A 17,017-nucleotide genomic window follows, 5' to 3' on the forward strand; every position below is an offset into this window, starting at 1 on the left:
AAGTTGCTTTTTGTTAGTGAATTCGGATTACTATTGAGGTTCTGAATTCTTCTGATTGGGCTTGAGAAGTAGACTGAGCAATGCTCCGGCAAGAGCAATACAAGCAGCTAACATGAAAGTGTCGGAATATGCACCCAGTCCGGCTGATGCACTGCTCACAGTTTCAGTTTCGCGCATCGTGGTACGCATTAAAAGGAAATTATTAAGACCTGCGATAGCGAGGGGAATCACTAGATCAGCACTGGCTGAGGTCATCGGCGTAACTCGGCTGATGGATTCAGGAGGTGCTGATTGCAGAATGTAAGTGTTAAGTGACATCATACATAATCCCATGCCAATACCCATCAATCCTACTATTCCGCCAATCATCATACCGCTTGTATCCTTATTCATTTGAGATAACAGTAACAAGGCTAAACCGATTACACTGAGCCCTGATCCAGCAAGCGGACGAATTCCAATGCGATCAAACAACCTGCCGCTAACCGGCATTAGAAGTCCTGAGGTTACCGCTAACATACTCATGACTAACCCAGCCTCGAACGGGCTATAGGCTCTGAAGTTCTGCAAGTATTGAGGGATGAATACGAGCGAGCCGTTGAGCGCTATATACTGTATCCAGCTGATCAGCATCCCTCTTCTAAATCGTACTTCACGAAAAGCACGCACTTCGAGAATGGGATGGGGATGTCTCAGTTCATGAAACCATAACCAAACCAGTAGCAGGAAACCAGCTCCTCCCATCAGCCATCCTGCCCAAAGGCTGGATTTAAGATTAATGCTTAGTGCAAGCAGAACAAATGCAGAAGGAGCCAAGAAGAGGCCGAGCGCATCCAAGGATTTCTTTTCTTTGGAGATAACAGATATTCGGGGCGGATTTTTTTTCAATAAGTGACGGCTTGCTAAAGCTAATGTAATCATTCCGATCGGGACATTAATCCAGAAGATCCAATGCCAGCTTATGGCCTCCAACAGCCAGCCGGATAAGACGGGGCCGGAAGCGGGAGCGAGCAGCATCGGAATGCCAAGCATCCCCATGATCTGTCCCTTTTTATTGTCAGGAGCAAGACGGAAGATCATAGCCATGCCAATGGGCTGGATCATCCCCCCACCCAAGCCTTGTATGATCCGGAAGACAATTAACTGATGTACATCCTGGGCCATTGCACACAGCACTGAGCCGATAACGAAAAAAGTGACTGTAACCATAAATGCTCTTGCTGCACCGATTTTGTCTGAAAACCAGCCCGAAAGCGGAATCGTAACCGACATAGCCAGCATATAACCTGTAATCACCCACTGCAAAGTGTCAAAAGAGACATTGAAATTATGGCTTAGATTGGTAATTGCCACATTCATTGCGGTACTGTCAATCATCACCATCATCATGCCGGGTATAATTGCCATTAGCATAAAAATAAATGTTTTTCTGGGTAAAGCGGTATTCTCTCTCGTAGTAGGTTCGTTAAGATAAATAGGTTGTTCTGCCATCTCTTTTTCTCCTTTTAGTGAACGTCGTGTTGATTAAATCTTTGTAGATGATTATAATCAAAACGTATAAAAATTCGATGAACATTTCCCGGATCTGTGTTTATTAATCAACAGCCGGAATTGAAATGATCAGTAAATCCTGTTTTTTTTAGGAGGAGAGGCAGTGCAAGAGAAAACAGACCGTCGTATTTTGCGAACCCGGCATCAATTGCGGGATGTGTTGCTTGATTTGGCTATGCAGATGCCTCTGGAGAGCATTACTGTAAAAATACTAACAGAACATGCCGGATTAAATAGAGGTACTTTTTATCTACACTATCAGGACATCCATGATTTTCATGAACAACTAAAGAATGATATCTTAGAGGAATTTCAGGCAATTATAAAAAAAATTAGTCATCCTATTGGAAGTACTCAGCCTCTTATGGAGCCTCCTTCCGGTTATGTACGGCCATTCGAGTATGTCATAGAACAAAAAAGGTTTTTCCAAGTTTTTATGGGGTCAACAGGAGATAATGTGTTTTCGTTACAACTGACAGAATTATTAAAAAAACAATTTCTCCATGCTTATCTGTTGCAGCATAAGCAGATTAAGCCGAGCGATGTTCCCGATAAACAGTATTATTTGTTTGCCTACCTGGCTTCAGCTTATGTGGGGACCATGCAATTTTGGATTCAACAGGATTTTCAATTATTGCCTACTGAGATGGCTATTTTATTTTCACAAATCTCGAGACTTGGTTCTGCTCATGTTCGTTTTTAATCTGTTGATCTTAGGCGATAAGGGAACTAGCTGGAGAATTAAAGATAACCAGCAGGAATGAGAGATTGAAGTCTCAATCCTGCTGGTTTTTTGTGTGATCATTAATATTGGGCTTTATTTCAATTAATTAATCTACATAATCTTCACAATTTCTACGAATTGCTTCTAGGAGAATCGTAATAGAGCATGCGCAAGAAAAGGACATGCCTCTACATGGTACAGATGATATGATGGAACTAAAGCTGTATTGAAATGAATAAAGATAAGGCTGAGAAACGGAGTAGATCCTCAAGATGAGAAAAATGCTGATGGGCCTGATTATAGTGGGCCTCGGATGTTTTGCTATATTATTCGGCCTAGTGAAAGCCTCTGATCATAAAGCCCAGAACCCCGCTCCCGCCCGGCATGGTGTACTGGATTTGAGCGCATGGAATTTTCAGGGAGAACAGGTCGTTTCGCTGGATGGACAATGGGAATTTTATTGGGATCAGCTGCTCAGGCCGGGGGGGACACCTTCTGTTTCTCCTGGATATATGCAGGTACCCGGTTTTTGGAAGCATGCGAATGAAGACGGGGGTCTAAATAGCCAAGGAGCCGTTACCTACCGTCTGAAGGTTAAGCTTGAGCCTTCGGCAACGATGTATGGGCTTAGAATATCCAACATCCGCATGGCCAGCGAGATCTACGTGAACGGGGACAGGGTTGCCGGCAGCGGTAAGCCCGCGGAATTCGAAAGCCTGTATAGGTATGAGAATAAACCGTACAATGCCTTTTTTACGGTACAGGGAGATACGGCGGAGATCATTATCCATGCAGCGAATTATGAGAATTCGCAGGGCGGGATTCCTTATAGCCTTTATTTCGGGAGCGCCGGGGGAATTCTTAAGCTGAATACCCATACAACCATTCTCAATTTAATTCTGATTGTATCTCTCCTTATGCTCGGGTGTTATCAGCTTAGTGTGTTTATTATACGGAGAGAGGAAAGAGGACTTCTTTATTTCGGACTCAGCTGCATTATTATCGCCTGGTCTTTTGCCAGCAACGGTGACCGGATTCTGGTTGAGTATGTGAATCTGCCGCATGAGATTTATTATAAGATTCAAGCCGTATCGCTGTATCTCTCCCTGATCACGATGGTCATGTTTATTAAGACTATGTGTAAAAGCATGATTCCTGAGTGGTTAATTAATAGTGTTGTCGGTGTGACGGCATTGTACATCGGCTTTGTGCTGCTCACGCCGTTTCAATGGTATTCGCGTTTCAATGCGGTATTCAGCTATCTGCAGCTATTCATCTATGTCATCATTCTGGGATTGATGCTTCATTCATACCTGAAGGGCAGGTATGGAGAATTCAGCAAACGGACACTGCTCCTCTTTATATTGGCCTTAGGCGGATATGTAATAGGGCTGTTTGATTACGGGTTGTATCTGAGCAGCCTGACACCCACTTACACCATAGGATACTGCTCCATATTGATTTTTTGTTTTCTGGCCTCCTTCCTCCTGTCTTACCGGTATTCGGAAGCGTATAAGACGATAGAAGGAATGGCTGTAATGCTACAGCAGGCGGATAAGCAGAAAGACGAGTTCCTGCTGCATACCTCTCACGAATTCCAGACTCCGCTTCACGGAATCATTAATTTATCCCAATCCATGCTGGAGACAGGAGCCGGAGCAGAAGCAGAAGCCGGAGAACTCAGCGCAAGCCATATCCAGAATCTGTCCCTGATCAGAGATACCTCCAGAAGGCTCTCGGGACTGGTTCATGACATTCTGGATATGGAGAAAATCAAACGTAACGAGCTAAAGGTTCAACTAACCGGTGTGGATGTCCGTGTGTCTGTCTCCCTCGTATTCGATTTATTCCAGGGTTTGATTACTGGTAAAAAAATCAGATTTGTCAATGCCGTACCGGAGCATCTGCCCCTCGTCTATGCGGATGAGAACCGGCTCAGGCAAATCCTCCACAATCTGGTCGGCAATGCGGTGAAATTTACTCATGAGGGTATGATTACGATTCATGCTCAGGTGATAGAGGGTCAGGTCAAAGTTGTGGTGGAGGATACCGGAGTGGGGATGAGCTTATCTGACTGGGAGGCTATATTCCAGCCCTTTGAGCAAGCACACTCTCCAGAGGAGTACGGGGGAACAGGACTGGGGTTGTTTATCTGCAGGAAGCTGCTGCATTTGATGGACGGTACCATCAAGGTAGAATGGTCAGAGCCGGAGCAGGGGACGGGCATCGCTTTTACACTTCCGGTTGCCGAAGCAGCCCGGAATTCACTCCCGGATTACGAAGCAGCCAAGGAATCTGCCTCCATAAGCGAAGAATGGGGCATGGCGGAATTACCAGGCCGGAGCAAGAGCACCTTCACGCTGCTGGCCGTTGACGATGAACCATCCAATCTCCAGGTCCTGTCCCGGGTTTTTGCCAATGAGCCTTATCAGGTTATCTGGGCGACCAACGGGCTGGAGGCCTTGGAAATGTTGAAGAAACGCTCTGATATCGACCTGGTTCTGCTCGATGTAATGATGCCCAAAATGTCGGGGGTTGAAGTCTGCAGAGAGATCCGCGGGCAATATTCCCTATTTGAGCTGCCTGTTGTATTGCTGACGGCGCGTTACGGCAATAGCGATATTGCTGCCGGCTTCAAGGCAGGGGCGAATGATTATATCATCAAGCCGTTTGATGCTGCAGAGGTCAGGGCCAGAACGGAAACGCTCCTGAAGCTTAAGAAGTCAGTGGAAGAAGCTTTGAAGGCAGAGGTGGATTTTCTCCAGTCGCAGATCAAACCGCATTTCTTGTTCAACTCCTTGAACTCGATTATTGCCTTATGCCGGACAGACGGCGCGCGTGCAGAGAAGCTGATTATGCATTTAAGCTATTACTTAAGAAGAAGCTTTGACCCGAAGCCTGACAGCTTTGTCCGGATCGAGGACGAATTACAGCTGGTCGATGCTTACGTGCAAATTGAGGAAGCCCGGTTTGAGGAGAGGCTTACGGTTGTATATGATGTGGACCCGCAGGTACTGAAGCGAAAGATTTTGCCGCTGACGATACAGCCTTTGGTAGAGAACGCTATCCGGCATGGGGTAACGAAGAAAATGGAGGGAGGAACGGTCAGAATCTCCATCTCCCTGGACAAGGATACGGTTTATGTGGAGGTGTGGGATAACGGGGGCGGTATTAGTGAGACGGGAATCCAAGCCTTATGGACAAGCGAAAGGGCTTCTTCCGAAAGAAGGGGAGTTGGACTCGTAAATATTCAGCGGAGACTGAAGCATTTCTATGGAGAAGCATTACAGGTATCCAGTGAAGAAGGGGAATGGACAAGCGTTCGGTTTCAGTTCAAAATTCAGCATTACGCGTAAGCCTTAGAAGAGGGAAGGGTCATTCATGAGAGTTGCAATTGTTGACGATGAACGGCTGGCGGTCCAGCGGCTTGTGCAAATCCTGGAGTGCCGTGACGATGTCGAAGTGGTTGGGGCATATACCAAATATACAGAGCTGCTGCATGAATTCACCCGGCTAAGACCTGATGCAGTCTTTCTGGATATTGATATGCCCGGAATGAACGGGCTGGAATTGGCCGCTTCCTTAATTGAGCTAGACGAGCACGTGGAAATTGTATTTATTACGGCTTATGATCAATATGCACTGGAGGCCTTCCGCGTAAATGCTGCCGATTACCTGCTTAAGCCGGTTGACGAGGATGCTTTGGCACGTACCCTTCAACGGCTCAACAATTATATTACAAAAGATTTTCCATCGGTCGCAGCAGGAAAATCAATTGACTTGGACTCAGGTTTATAAATTATGAAACTGCAGATCAAACAGCAAAAAGATATAATAAGAGAAAACTGCCAGGATGATCCGGTTCGGGTTGTTCCTAATCCATTGGAGGCTATTATGTTTCAAGTAACGGAAGCAACAGGGTGTCCTTTTGACAGAGGCTATTTAATGAAGGAAACGCATACATTTGATATCCGCAATTATGGGGCGGGTACGGAGAATGCGCCTGTGGAGAATACCAAGGCGATTAACCGCGCTATTCAGGCAGCATCTGCAGAAGGCGGCACTGTGATAATTCCTGAAGGCAGCTTCAGGGTATACACGATTCGTCTCTTAAGCGGCGTCAATCTGTACTTGTCGGCAGGCAGCGTACTTTCTGCAGCAAGAACGGATATCCGTCATTCCTATGAGCAGCAGAACGGGGAAGGCGGCAATTATGAAGAGCCTGAGGTTAATTTATATGCTGGTCTGCAGGATCACGGTCATACGTACTTTGCCAACAGCCTGATTTATGGCGCGGATATCCGGAATGTGATGATTTATGGGCCCGGGCTGCTGGATGGAAGTTCTTTGAATGATGAGGGAGAACTGGAGCAGGTTCTGATGGGCGGGGACCCGCATGAGCCATTGCGCCGGGACGAGCCCGGTCACCGCGGTGAATGGTTCGGCAATAAGGCGATTGCGATGGTGCGGTGCGAGAATGTCGCATTCTGCGACTTTTCTATCCTGGCCGGCGGCCATTTTGCCATTATAGCAACCTGTGTGAAGAATCTGCATGTCGGGCATATTCTTGTGGATACGAACCGGGATGCGTTTGATGTGGACTGCTGCGAGAATGTGACCATTGTTCATTCCACCTTCAATTCATTAACCGACGATGCTATTGTGCTGAAGGCCTCCTATGGCGGTGGAATCTTTATGCCGCTCCGCAATGTATTGATTGAAGACTGTGTGGTTAGCGGCTACGACACAGGCTCCGTATATGCGGGAACGTATACACAGGACAAGCTGATTGCAACAGACCGCTGCGGTCCTACCGCCCGCGTCAAGCTGGGTACGGAATCTACCTGTGGTTATGATTGTGTCACGGTCCGCCGCGTAGCGTTTAAACGGTCGAGAGGTTTTGCCCTTGAGGCCGTCGACGGGGCGGACTTAAGCCATATTATTTTTGAGGATTCCACGATGGAGGATATCAGCAGCTCGCCTATTTTCATCAAAATAGGAGACCGGGGACGTTTCCCGGTCACGGGGAATAGCACCGGGGAAGAGTTGATAGCGGCACGGGATGCAGCACCAAATGTAAGATTGGACCAGCCTAACTGGGTGCTGCCGGCCAAGGAACCGTATCAGGTGTATCCGGCAAGGCGCTATCTGCCAGCCTATAACAGAACACGCAAGGTTTCTGTGGACAGTGTGTCTGCTTTTAATGTTGTAGACCCTGAGCAGCCTTGCCGGTTGAACCCTGCTAACTATCATGAAGAGGGCGGCAAATGGTTTGCTGTCCGCTACGATGAGCACTCGAAGAAGTATGTGCCTGACTACACTAAGGAATTACAGGAAAGCGAGCTGCAGCTGTATGGCAATGCCAATGGTAGCGGCCGTATAGCCAATGTTCACGATATTATCATCCGCAATATTACCGCTAAGAATGTCGACCCCCGCTATCCCATTGAACTGATGGGGCTGGTAGGCAACCGGATTAAAAATGTCTCGATCTCCAATATTCAAGTGGAGTACCGCGGTGGTCTAAGTCTGGAGCATGCGGTGGAACAGCGCCAGCTGAATACGAACTGGGAGTATACCCGGTACGGCAGTCCGAAGCGCAGCATTCAGTTGCTGCCGTGGCTGGTGAACACCTTTTTCCTGAAAAATGAAGGGTTATTGCCCCGGGTGGAATGGAATCCGGAAGCAGGAGCGTGGAAAGATGCGCCGTTCAATGTACCAGAGCTGCCGGAGGTGTATCCTGAACCCAGCAACTGGGGAATCCTGCCGGCTTATGGTCTGTACGCCAGGCATGTGGACAATCTGTATCTGAAGGAGATTCAGCTGCGCTATATGACGGAAGATACCCGGTATCCCATTGTGCTTGATGATGTTGTAAGTGGCGCTCTTGAACATATCCATGCCAGCCATGCGCAGGGGGTAGAAGAAGTCGTACTGGTAAGCAGCAGCTTCAAACGGCCCGCAGGCCTGGAATATGTGCCGGATTATCCGTATCAGCAGACTGCAGTTGAGAATGTGACAATGGACAGCAATCTGTCCGTCAAAAGGATAGAAGTGGAGGCGCCTGCTCCAGGCACGCCGAAGGACAGCTTGTATCCGTATGAAACTGTTGCAATTCCCGAAAACGGCTATACATATCCGTCTGCAACCGAAGATTATCCTTTGCCTCAAACGGTATTCCGGCCCTTCTTCACAGTTGTTCCGGCACAGAGCGTGAAGGCAGGTGAGACGCTATCCTTTGCTGTTGTAGCCAGACAGCCTGCATTCGAGACTTCGTCCCGGGAGACCGATGGCAGTATTTATAACGAATACAGTCCAGATAAGGACCCGGCAGTTCAGGGGATTGCTGAGCCGATGACTGTAACAACGGGCAATCTGCCTGAGGGGACAACTTTTGACACTGCCTCTTTTGTACCAGGCCAGGCTTGTATGTTTAGCTGGACTCCTGCCTCTGCTGCGGTTCGTGATGAACCTTACACTGCCACTTTTATTGCTGATGACGGGATAATCCCGGTCAAGATGAATGTCAGCATTAAGGTTGTAGGATGAACTATATGAAAAGATATATGAATTCAGTAGACCCCAAACGATTGATCATTATGCTTATCGGGAATGTGTTTCTGGGGATGGGCATCAGCATTTTTAAGCTGTCCGGAATGGGGAATGATCCCTTCAGCGGAATGGTGATGGCACTTGCAGACTCCAGCGGGCTCGCCTATGCGAATTTTCTAATCTTACTGAACCTGGTGTTGTTTGTAATCGAATTTATTACCGGACGGAAGTATATTGGAGCCGGAACTTTCGTAAACGCCATTTTGCTGGGTTACATCGCTACCTTCTTTCATAGTACCTGGCTGGAGCTGCTCGGCGAACCTCAGCTATTGTGGCAGCGGGTGGTTACAGTGGCGATTGGTGTGGTGATCTGCAGCTTCGGGGTATCCATGTATCAGACGTCGGATGTGGGAATCGCTCCCTATGACAGCCTGTCCCTGATTATGAGAAATAAGTTTCCGGCAATCTCTTATTTCTGGCACCGGATGTTTACAGACGCTTTTTGTGCTTTGATCTGCTTCCTGTTCGGAGGCATCATCGGTTTGGGGACGCTGGTGTCCGCACTGGGCCTTGGCCCGATCATTCATTTCTTTAATGTGAGTTTTACGAACAAGCTTCTGGCAAAAAAAGGTCCGCCAGCAAATGAAGATTCTATTTCGCTGAGTTAACATTAAACAAGGGTAGCCCGGACTCTGCAAAATATTGCAAGCCCGGCTACCCTTTTGTCGTATACTCAGTCCTTGGGTTCCCGTTTATCCTTGTGATCCGGTGCAATACCGGGAGCCGACACCTCCGGATCATTACCCATCAGAGCACCCACAATTTCGTCCAGCTTGCCAGAGGCCCCTTTTTCATCGTTCAGGCTTGAATCGGCTTCAGGTATAGGGTGAACGCCCGGCCGGGTGAACCACCAAATTCTGCTTTTCCCGATTCACATCCTCCCGTTAAAAGCTGGTCACCTTTTTGGTTTTATGAATATCTTCCGTACCGCTGTCTAAGGCAGTCTTATAATAAGAGCATTTATGTTCGATGACTTCCATCGTTTTCTTCAGCTCCTCCATCTGTGCTTCAACTGAGGCTTTCCGCTCCAGGAACATGTCATATCTCTGCTGCAATGTGGAATCTCCCTCAGAGCACCACTCAATGAAATGTTTGATTTCCTTAATCGGCATCCCGGATGATTTCAGACATTCAATTATTTTTAGAGCTTCCATATCCGCTTCCTTGAACACGCGTCTTCCGCTGGAGGTCCTTTCGATAAAGGGCATCAGACCTTCCTTGTCATAGTAACGCAGAGTATGCGGTGTCATATTGAAATGTTCTGCAGCCTCAGTTATAGAGTATGTCTTCATCACGAATCTCCAGTCTCAATTGTATTTTGTGCTTGACTTAGAGTTAACTTTAAGTAATATCATATGGTTTGTAAAGTCGTCCTTACGGATTCTACTATGAACAAGAAGAGAGGTTACACCATGATACAAGTTAATGCACGCGCTACATTCAGCCAGGAAGGCCCGTTCAAGCTAACGACCATTGAGCGCCGGGAGCTTCAGCCGCAGGATGTTCTGATTGAGATTAAATTCGCCGGGATCTGCCACTCGGACATTCATACCGCCCGCGGGGAGTGGGGGCCAGTCAAGTATCCGCTCGTTCCAGGCCATGAGATTGCCGGGATTGTCAGCCAGGTCGGTTCCGGAGTTACAAAGTATTCCGTTGGTGACAGGGTAGGGGTGGGCTGTATGGTCGACTCCTGTGGAGAGTGCAGTAATTGCCATAAAGGCGAGGAGCAGTATTGCCTGCATGGAAATACGGGTACCTATGGAGCTACCGACCGGTACGGTCACTATACACAGGGCGGGTATTCCACCCATATTGTGGTGACAGAGGACTTCGTGGTCCGGATTCCAGACGCTATTCCGCTAGACGCTGCTGCCCCGCTGTTATGTGCCGGAATCACAACCTATTCACCGCTTCGCCATTGGGGAGCCGCTCCAGGCAAAAATGTAGCTGTAGTAGGTCTTGGCGGACTTGGACACATGGCTGTGAAGATCGCTCATGCTATGGGGGCTGAGGTTACGGTTCTGTCACAGTCACTGAAGAAGAAGGGAGACGGTTTGCAACTAGGGGCGGATCATTATTATGCGACTAGCGATGCGGAGACATTCAAGCAGCTTGCCGGTTCGTTCGACCTGATCATAAATACGGTAAGCGCGCAGATTAATATCGATGCTTATCTATCGCTCCTGGCGCTGGATGGTACCTTGGTCAATGTCGGTGCGCCTGCTGACCCGCTGGCCGTTAACGTATTCTCGCTGATCGGCCACCGCCGTTCATTTGCCGGATCGATGATTGGCGGAATCCGTGAGACGCAGGAGATGCTTGATTTCTGCGCCGAACATAACATTGCCTCTGAGATCGAGGTTATCTCTGCCGACCAGATTGATGAAGCGTGGGAACGTGTACTCGCCTCCGATGTCCGTTACCGGTTTGTCATTGATATCAGCACGATGGGTAAGGAATAAGGGGCGTATTGTTTAATAATATGTATCTTTTCTGCTTCAGTTAATATAGCGGCTGCATCCTTGCTGGGCAAGGGGGCGGCCGCTTTTTTTGTACGTTTAAGCAGCCGTATTCATTCATGCTAACTGTCATAATATTTACCTAGAGTTATGGGTTTATTGTATAGACTTGGATATTTGTTTATTATATGATTCTATTGGATCGATGGACCTAATTTAAGATTATCTAGTCTGTCGGAATCACAGGGGGGAATTATGAGGAAAAGAATTTTGAGTGTTGTGTTAGGGATGATCGTTCTAGTGAATTTAGTTTTTGGAAGTCAAGGAATTGCACTTGCTGCTGCACCACAGTCAACTGACAACATGACTGATATTCATGGCAGTTGGGCAAGCAGCCAAATTTCTAGATGGCTAGATAAGGGTTTGATTTCGGGATACGTAGATCATACGTTCAAACCGAATGCAAGCATTTCAAGGGCTGAGTTTGCTTCGGTTGTCAATAAAGCGTTTGGTTTTAAGAACGAGTCGCAGGAAGCTTTTAAAGATGTAAGTTCAGATAAATGGTATTATTCCGAAATTGGAAAAGCGAAGTCAGCCGGGTATATTTCCGGATTTGAAGACAATACATTCCGGCCTGAGGCAGCAATTAGCAGGCAGGAAGCCGCAAAAATGCTGTACATGCTGCTGCAGCTTAAGGGTTCTAATGATGATTCAGCAATAAAGGCGTTTAATGATTACGGCGTAGTACCGGCATGGAGCAAAACCTATTTGAATGAAATTGTGAGTAAAGGATACATAAATGGTTACCCGGATGGCACATTAAGACCTATCCAGACGATTACGAGGGCAGAGGCTGTTGCCATACTGGATAAAGTAATGGGTACTCTTGTTATGGACAAAGGGACCGTTGGCGGAACAGAATTAACAACAATATCGGGAAATTTAACTATTAACACGCCAGGGGTTACCTTGAAGAATACCAAAATTGAAGGGGATTTACTGTTAACAGCGGGTATTGGTGCTGGTGAAGTGAACCTCGATCAGGTGACTGTATCGGGAAGAACAGTTGTAGCAGGCGGCGGGGAGGATAGTATTCATCTGCTGGACTCCCAACTAAACCAAATGCTTGTGAATAGGCAGCCGGGGAGAGTCCGCATAGTAGCTCAAGGCAATACCCGGATTGGTACAACAATTGTAAAAACAGGAGCCAAGCTGGAGGGGACCAATAAAGAATCCGGCTTTGAATCCATTGAACTGGATCTTTCAAAGGCAGATGAATTTGTTGATTTAAGCGGCAGCTTCAAAACTATAGCAATAAAGAAACCTTCAATAGTTAATGTTCTTGAGAAGTCTGAGATTGGTGCGCTCGAGGTAGCCAAAGAGGCGGCGGCGAGTACGTTGAATTTAGCTGAAAGCAGTGTGCTGAAACAATTAACCTTGAATGCTTCTGCCCTAGTAAAGGGAAAAGGCACGATTGCAAAGACATTCATTAATGCCAGTGGTTCTAAATTCGAACAGGAAATTAAGGATTATGTTGTGGCCAAAGGCTTTTCGGTTGTTATTAACGGCAAAGAAGTAGGCGCGGAGCAAGCTGCCGCACAGCAGCTTGCCTCAAGCGTACAACTGCCAGCTGCCCCAGCAGTAGGCGGTGGCGGTGGTAGCGGCGGTGGAGGGGGTGGCGGTGGCGGAACAAGCCCGAGCCCTACTCCTCAGCCGCAGCCCGTTGAACTTCCAGAAGTGCTGGGAGTGTTCTTGGTTGAAGATCAATTGTATGCCAGGTTTGAGGAAACTGGTAACTATAGTAAACTGCAATGGGAGTTGTTTGATGATACTGCTGAAACAGGTTATGAGACAACCTACAAGAATACGGCAGAACAAGTTGGGGTCTATACGGTAAAGGGAGGCACTCTCCCTCCGGCTGAATATATTGCTGCCATTTCCAATGATGAATACGTTGACTTTTTACCTACTCTATTGATTAGCAAATCACTTATGAATGGGTCCTATTATCCTGCTGTTTATTACACAGGGGTGCTCGATGTCCACTTCCAAGTAAATCAGAATGGTATTGTCCTGCATTCAGCTCAGGCTTCTGCGGACAACACTCCTTTGGTGGATGGTGATGTAATTAAAGTATTCTACGGGGATTATCTGGTTATAAAAGCAAAATGGGATGGTTTGGGCAAAAAATGGGTTTATCAGGGGATTGTGAATAGTTTACCGGCCCCGGCGCTTGTTTCCGCAACTGCTTCCTCCAAAACAGATATCAAAATTAAGTGGGATGCAGTGTCTGGAGCTGAGTACTACCATATTTTCACCAGCAGTTCAGTAGATGGAACTTATAGTCCTATTAGGGATAATTCAGGAGCCAATGTTCAGGTAACCGGAACCTCTTATACAGATAGCGGGTATGCACCGAACACAACGGTTTACTATAAAGTAATGGCAATGGCAAATGATACTGCATCGGCACTCAGCAGTTCCGTTTCAGCTACAACGTTTATGAATGAGCATATGCAATTAGATTTCAATGTTACTGATAGCGTTCAAGACCCGAGCAAACCAATTATATATGCAACAGACAAACAAAATAAGAAACTAGTTGCCATTAACTATGAGACCCGGGAGACAACTGTTATTCCGTTTGAATTGCCTCCCGAAAGTATAGCGTATGCGAATGGCAAATTGTATGTGGGTCTGTTGAAAGCGGAGCATTCTCCGTACATTTTTGATGAACAGCAAAAAGGTGCTGTCGCTGTTGTGGATACGGCAACTCTCAGCTTAAGCCATATCTACGATATCAATTTGGACCCTTATAGCATTGCAGTGGACCGTGAAGGCTACGTGTATATTTCATCCGGCTCAGGCCAGTGGACGAAAATCCGGTCTTATTCTGGAGATTCTTTTACACCCATCGGATCTTCTACCATTAGTCATGCAACTCACATTCTTATGCACCCGACAATGAATAAGCTGTACACCGTTAATACAAATTCGTTTCCAAGAGATATTGGAACATTTACTGCCAAATATGGCGAATTCATAGGCAGTTATGATTCTCCTTATCACGGAGATTACCCGCTGACGACGAAGATTCATTTATCGCCGGACGGAAAGTATCTTTTCAATGGTGCAGGAACTATATTCTCAACCACGTATGACAGATTTGGTGATATGAACTTTGTGTATAAACTGGATGGGAATTATGAGGATATGGTGTTCGATTTGAAGCATGACAGGTTCTATACTGTTCAAGATCATCTAATCAACTCTTATGACTACAGTAATTTCAGCAAAGTTGAGACTATTCCAGTAGATGGAGCCGGCCAGCGGATTTTTGACGGAAACAATCAATTGCTCGCATTGACTACCTTAGAAGGTAAGACGATTCTTGAATTTGCTGATAAACCAACTACGGAGGAAGTACCGCCGGTAGGTACACCGGGGATTTATTTGGGCGGAACGGTTGTAGACGCTGTATACGACTCTGCTGACACTAAGGTTTATGCTATTGATCAAGCGTTCAGAAAATTAATTGTAGTAGATACTGCAAGCCAAACCGTTATAGAAAAAGTATCTCTACCTTATAAGCCGGCAGGGCTGACTGTATCAGAAGATGGAACAAAATTGTATATCGTGAATAAGGACGCTGATAATCTGGTTACTGAGGTGAGCTTAAGTGATTATTCAGTCACCCGGACTTTGGTGTATCCGAATCCTCCGGATTCCCGGGACTTCTCAGATCGCCATATTTATAACAAGTCAGGCCATCTGTATATCGTATTAGGTGACTGGTCTCCAACGCTGTTGGTTTTTGATGAAGCGACTTTCCAGCTAAGCAGAGATAATATAATAACTGATGATGGTATCGGAGATATGGTATTCACCAGTGATAACAGCAAATTCTATTATTGGAGTCAGTATGGATGGGATGCCGGATATGCCGGTTCAGATGTGTACGCCTACTCCATTAATGAAGATGGCAGTATCATCAAGGTTGATGAGTCCATTCTGGAATATCCGGGCCTAACCAGAGAACCGATGGATGCGCCGGCCTTATTAGTGGAAAGTCTGGGAATGATCATTGTGAAGAACAAGGCTTTTAATAAGGATAACTTGCAGGAAATTAAGGGGACATTCCCGGAACCAATTTATGCAGTGGATGAAGCGAGTAATACGGCACTGGGGAGAAACGGAATCTATGACCTTACAACCTTCCAAAAGGTCAAATCCATTAATTTAGCCGGTGCGACCAACATCTTCTATGATGATAAGGGAAACCTTTATTATTTATTTGATAACACTTTATTTATCAACTGAATTCAAATAACGGAATGATGAACCAACTGCAGTATTAAAAGCCCCTCTTATAGTGATATTGGAAAACTCTTTGAGTTATCTGATGGAACTTTAAGGGGCTTTTTTTGTATGCACAGCAAATGCTATTGACAAACCGGCCATGAAGTCATATATTCAATATATCGAAACGATATATATCAATGTATTATATATAAACCCGCTATATGTCGTACTGAAGAAGGAGGGAATGAATGCTTATATATGTAATACTCGGGTTTCTGTGTGAAAAGGATATGACAGGCTATGAAATCAAGCAGAAGATGATACGCAGCACCTCCAACTTTATTGATGCCAGCTTCGGCAGCATCTATCCTATGCTCAAGAAAATGGAGAAGGGGGAACTGGTCAAGGCTGAAGAAGGGGTAGAGGAGGGCAGATTCAAGAAAGCCTATGGGATCACGGAAAAGGGGAAGGGTGAGTATATGGAATGGCTACAGACACCCTGTACATTTTCCCCGTTCAATTATGAGTATTTAAATAAGCTGTTCTTCTATAAATATCTTGACGAGCATGAGGTTGCCCGGCTGATTGCCAGCTTCCGCACCACTGTCGCCAGTGAATACAACAAGCTTACTTTAATAGAAGAGAAGCACATTCAAGAGATGGGTGTATACGAACACGCGACGTTGAGGTTTGGCAAAGAATATTATCAGATGATTATGAATTGGCACGAGGAAATCATTAGCGAAATTACAGGAAAGAAGGAAGATAACAATGAGAATGACGAAGAAATTTAAATTGCAGATTGCAGCGGACAAGGTGGATTTGTACAAATGGGTGACGGAGATGACTCCAGGTGAATATGAATCATTCTCTAAGGGCCACAAGGCAATGGGCAGTTATTTTGAAGAAGGTGAGTTCTATATGGTTAATGTGGAGAATATGGGGAATGAGATGATTGTTCAGCACTATCAGTTAAAAGAGCATGCAGAGGATCATTTGCGGTTCTACTCTGACCGGACAGAAGCCTATATCATGCGGTGGATACCCGCCATTGTCGGAGTGCCATGGGAAATGAAGATTACGCCTATTGACCGTAACTCTTGTGAATTCAGCTGTACGATTGGTGCAGACTTCCCCTCACGGTTGCTGGCTATGGCAGCTTGGATAAACGGCCTTGGGGGGTTCTTTATGAGACAACATTTGGCCGGTGAGGGCGTGAAATTTGCTGAAAATATTGAAAAGAAGTTTAACAAAGCCAGTACACGCTGAGCTTGGGAGATAGTACATGTGTACACATACAATGTTCGACAATCTATGAGCAAATGACCAGACCGAGAACCCTATTTTATGGTATTATCATAGAACAGTA

11 protein-coding genes are annotated in these 17,017 nt (G+C 46.2%); 9 read left to right on the forward strand and 2 right to left on the reverse strand.

The features are described from left to right. Positions 1-30 precede the first annotated feature (30 nt). On the reverse strand, positions 31-1,491 hold the full coding sequence (locus P40081_RS08140) for an MDR family MFS transporter (RefSeq protein WP_042134620.1): 1,461 nt from the start codon (positions 1,489-1,491) through the stop codon (positions 31-33). Positions 1,492-1,654: 163 nt separating this feature from the next. Between P40081_RS08140 and P40081_RS08145 the strand changes: the two genes are divergently transcribed. The 5 genes from P40081_RS08145 to P40081_RS08165 all read left to right on the forward strand — a co-directional run bounded on the left by P40081_RS08145 (position 1,655) and on the right by P40081_RS08165 (position 9,495). Then, a complete protein-coding gene (locus P40081_RS08145) occupies positions 1,655-2,254 on the forward strand; it encodes a TetR/AcrR family transcriptional regulator (RefSeq protein ID WP_042134622.1) in 600 nt (199 codons plus the stop codon). Positions 2,255-2,547: 293 nt separating this feature from the next. Further along, positions 2,548-5,631, forward strand: a complete 3,084-nt coding sequence (locus P40081_RS08150) for an ATP-binding protein (protein ID WP_042134623.1) — start codon at positions 2,548-2,550, stop codon at positions 5,629-5,631. 25 nt (positions 5,632-5,656) lie between these two features. After that, complete coding sequence (locus tag P40081_RS08155) at positions 5,657-6,073, forward strand: LytR/AlgR family response regulator transcription factor (protein WP_052421719.1); 417 nt, start codon at positions 5,657-5,659, stop codon at positions 6,071-6,073. A gap of 147 nt (positions 6,074-6,220) precedes the next feature. Then, positions 6,221-8,824 carry a glycoside hydrolase family 28 protein gene (locus tag P40081_RS36245; RefSeq protein ID WP_156118561.1) on the forward strand — a complete coding sequence of 868 codons (2,604 nt, stop codon included), beginning with the start codon at positions 6,221-6,223 and terminating at the stop codon, positions 8,822-8,824. Between the two features lie 5 nt (positions 8,825-8,829). After that, complete coding sequence (locus tag P40081_RS08165; protein ID WP_042134625.1) at positions 8,830-9,495, forward strand: YczE/YyaS/YitT family protein; 666 nt, start codon at positions 8,830-8,832, stop codon at positions 9,493-9,495. A gap of 276 nt (positions 9,496-9,771) precedes the next feature. On the opposite strand, the gene P40081_RS08170 is transcribed toward P40081_RS08165, so the two are convergent. Beyond that, positions 9,772-10,179, reverse strand: a complete 408-nt coding sequence (locus P40081_RS08170) for a MerR family transcriptional regulator (RefSeq protein WP_042134627.1) — start codon at positions 10,177-10,179, stop codon at positions 9,772-9,774. 120 nt (positions 10,180-10,299) lie between these two features. On the opposite strand from P40081_RS08170, the gene P40081_RS08175 reads away from it, so the two are divergent. From P40081_RS08175 to P40081_RS08190, 4 genes are all read left to right on the forward strand, one after another. Further along, positions 10,300-11,349: an NAD(P)-dependent alcohol dehydrogenase gene (locus tag P40081_RS08175; RefSeq protein WP_042134630.1), complete on the forward strand. Its 1,050-nt coding sequence runs from the start codon at positions 10,300-10,302 to the stop codon at positions 11,347-11,349. Positions 11,350-11,601: 252 nt separating this feature from the next. Continuing rightward, positions 11,602-15,666: an S-layer homology domain-containing protein gene (locus P40081_RS36250; RefSeq protein ID WP_081969876.1), complete on the forward strand. Its 4,065-nt coding sequence runs from the start codon at positions 11,602-11,604 to the stop codon at positions 15,664-15,666. A gap of 230 nt (positions 15,667-15,896) precedes the next feature. Next, positions 15,897-16,442 (forward strand): PadR family transcriptional regulator, encoded by a 546-nt coding sequence (locus P40081_RS08185; protein WP_042134632.1) that lies wholly within the window; start codon positions 15,897-15,899, stop codon positions 16,440-16,442. After that, positions 16,426-16,917, forward strand: a complete 492-nt coding sequence (locus P40081_RS08190) for a hypothetical protein (protein WP_231575306.1) — start codon at positions 16,426-16,428, stop codon at positions 16,915-16,917. Before P40081_RS08185 ends, P40081_RS08190 begins: the two co-directional genes overlap by 17 nt. Positions 16,918-17,017: the final 100 nt, after the last annotated feature.

The sequence above is a fragment of the Paenibacillus sp. FSL P4-0081 genome, from assembly GCF_000758565.1.
GTDB lineage: Bacteria > Bacillota > Bacilli > Paenibacillales > Paenibacillaceae > Paenibacillus_AQ > Paenibacillus_AQ phytohabitans.

What these genes read in the sequence shown, in the direction of transcription:
- P40081_RS08140 (WP_042134620.1), bottom strand. Translation starts at nt 1,491, where the DNA reads ATGGCAGAACAACCTATTTATCTTAACGAACCTACTACGAGAGAGAAT.
- P40081_RS08150 (WP_042134623.1), top strand. Translation starts at nt 2,548, where the DNA reads ATGAGAAAAATGCTGATGGGCCTGATTATAGTGGGCCTCGGATGTTTT.
- P40081_RS08155 (WP_052421719.1), top strand. Translation starts at nt 5,657, where the DNA reads ATGAGAGTTGCAATTGTTGACGATGAACGGCTGGCGGTCCAGCGGCTT.
- P40081_RS36245 (WP_156118561.1), top strand. Translation starts at nt 6,221, where the DNA reads ATGAAGGAAACGCATACATTTGATATCCGCAATTATGGGGCGGGTACG.
- P40081_RS08165 (WP_042134625.1), top strand. Translation starts at nt 8,830, where the DNA reads ATGAAAAGATATATGAATTCAGTAGACCCCAAACGATTGATCATTATG.
- P40081_RS08170 (WP_042134627.1), bottom strand. Translation starts at nt 10,179, where the DNA reads ATGAAGACATACTCTATAACTGAGGCTGCAGAACATTTCAATATGACA.
- P40081_RS08175 (WP_042134630.1), top strand. Translation starts at nt 10,300, where the DNA reads ATGATACAAGTTAATGCACGCGCTACATTCAGCCAGGAAGGCCCGTTC.
- P40081_RS36250 (WP_081969876.1), top strand. Translation starts at nt 11,602, where the DNA reads ATGAGGAAAAGAATTTTGAGTGTTGTGTTAGGGATGATCGTTCTAGTG.
- P40081_RS08185 (WP_042134632.1), top strand. Translation starts at nt 15,897, where the DNA reads ATGCTTATATATGTAATACTCGGGTTTCTGTGTGAAAAGGATATGACA.
- P40081_RS08190 (WP_231575306.1), top strand. Translation starts at nt 16,426, where the DNA reads ATGACGAAGAAATTTAAATTGCAGATTGCAGCGGACAAGGTGGATTTG.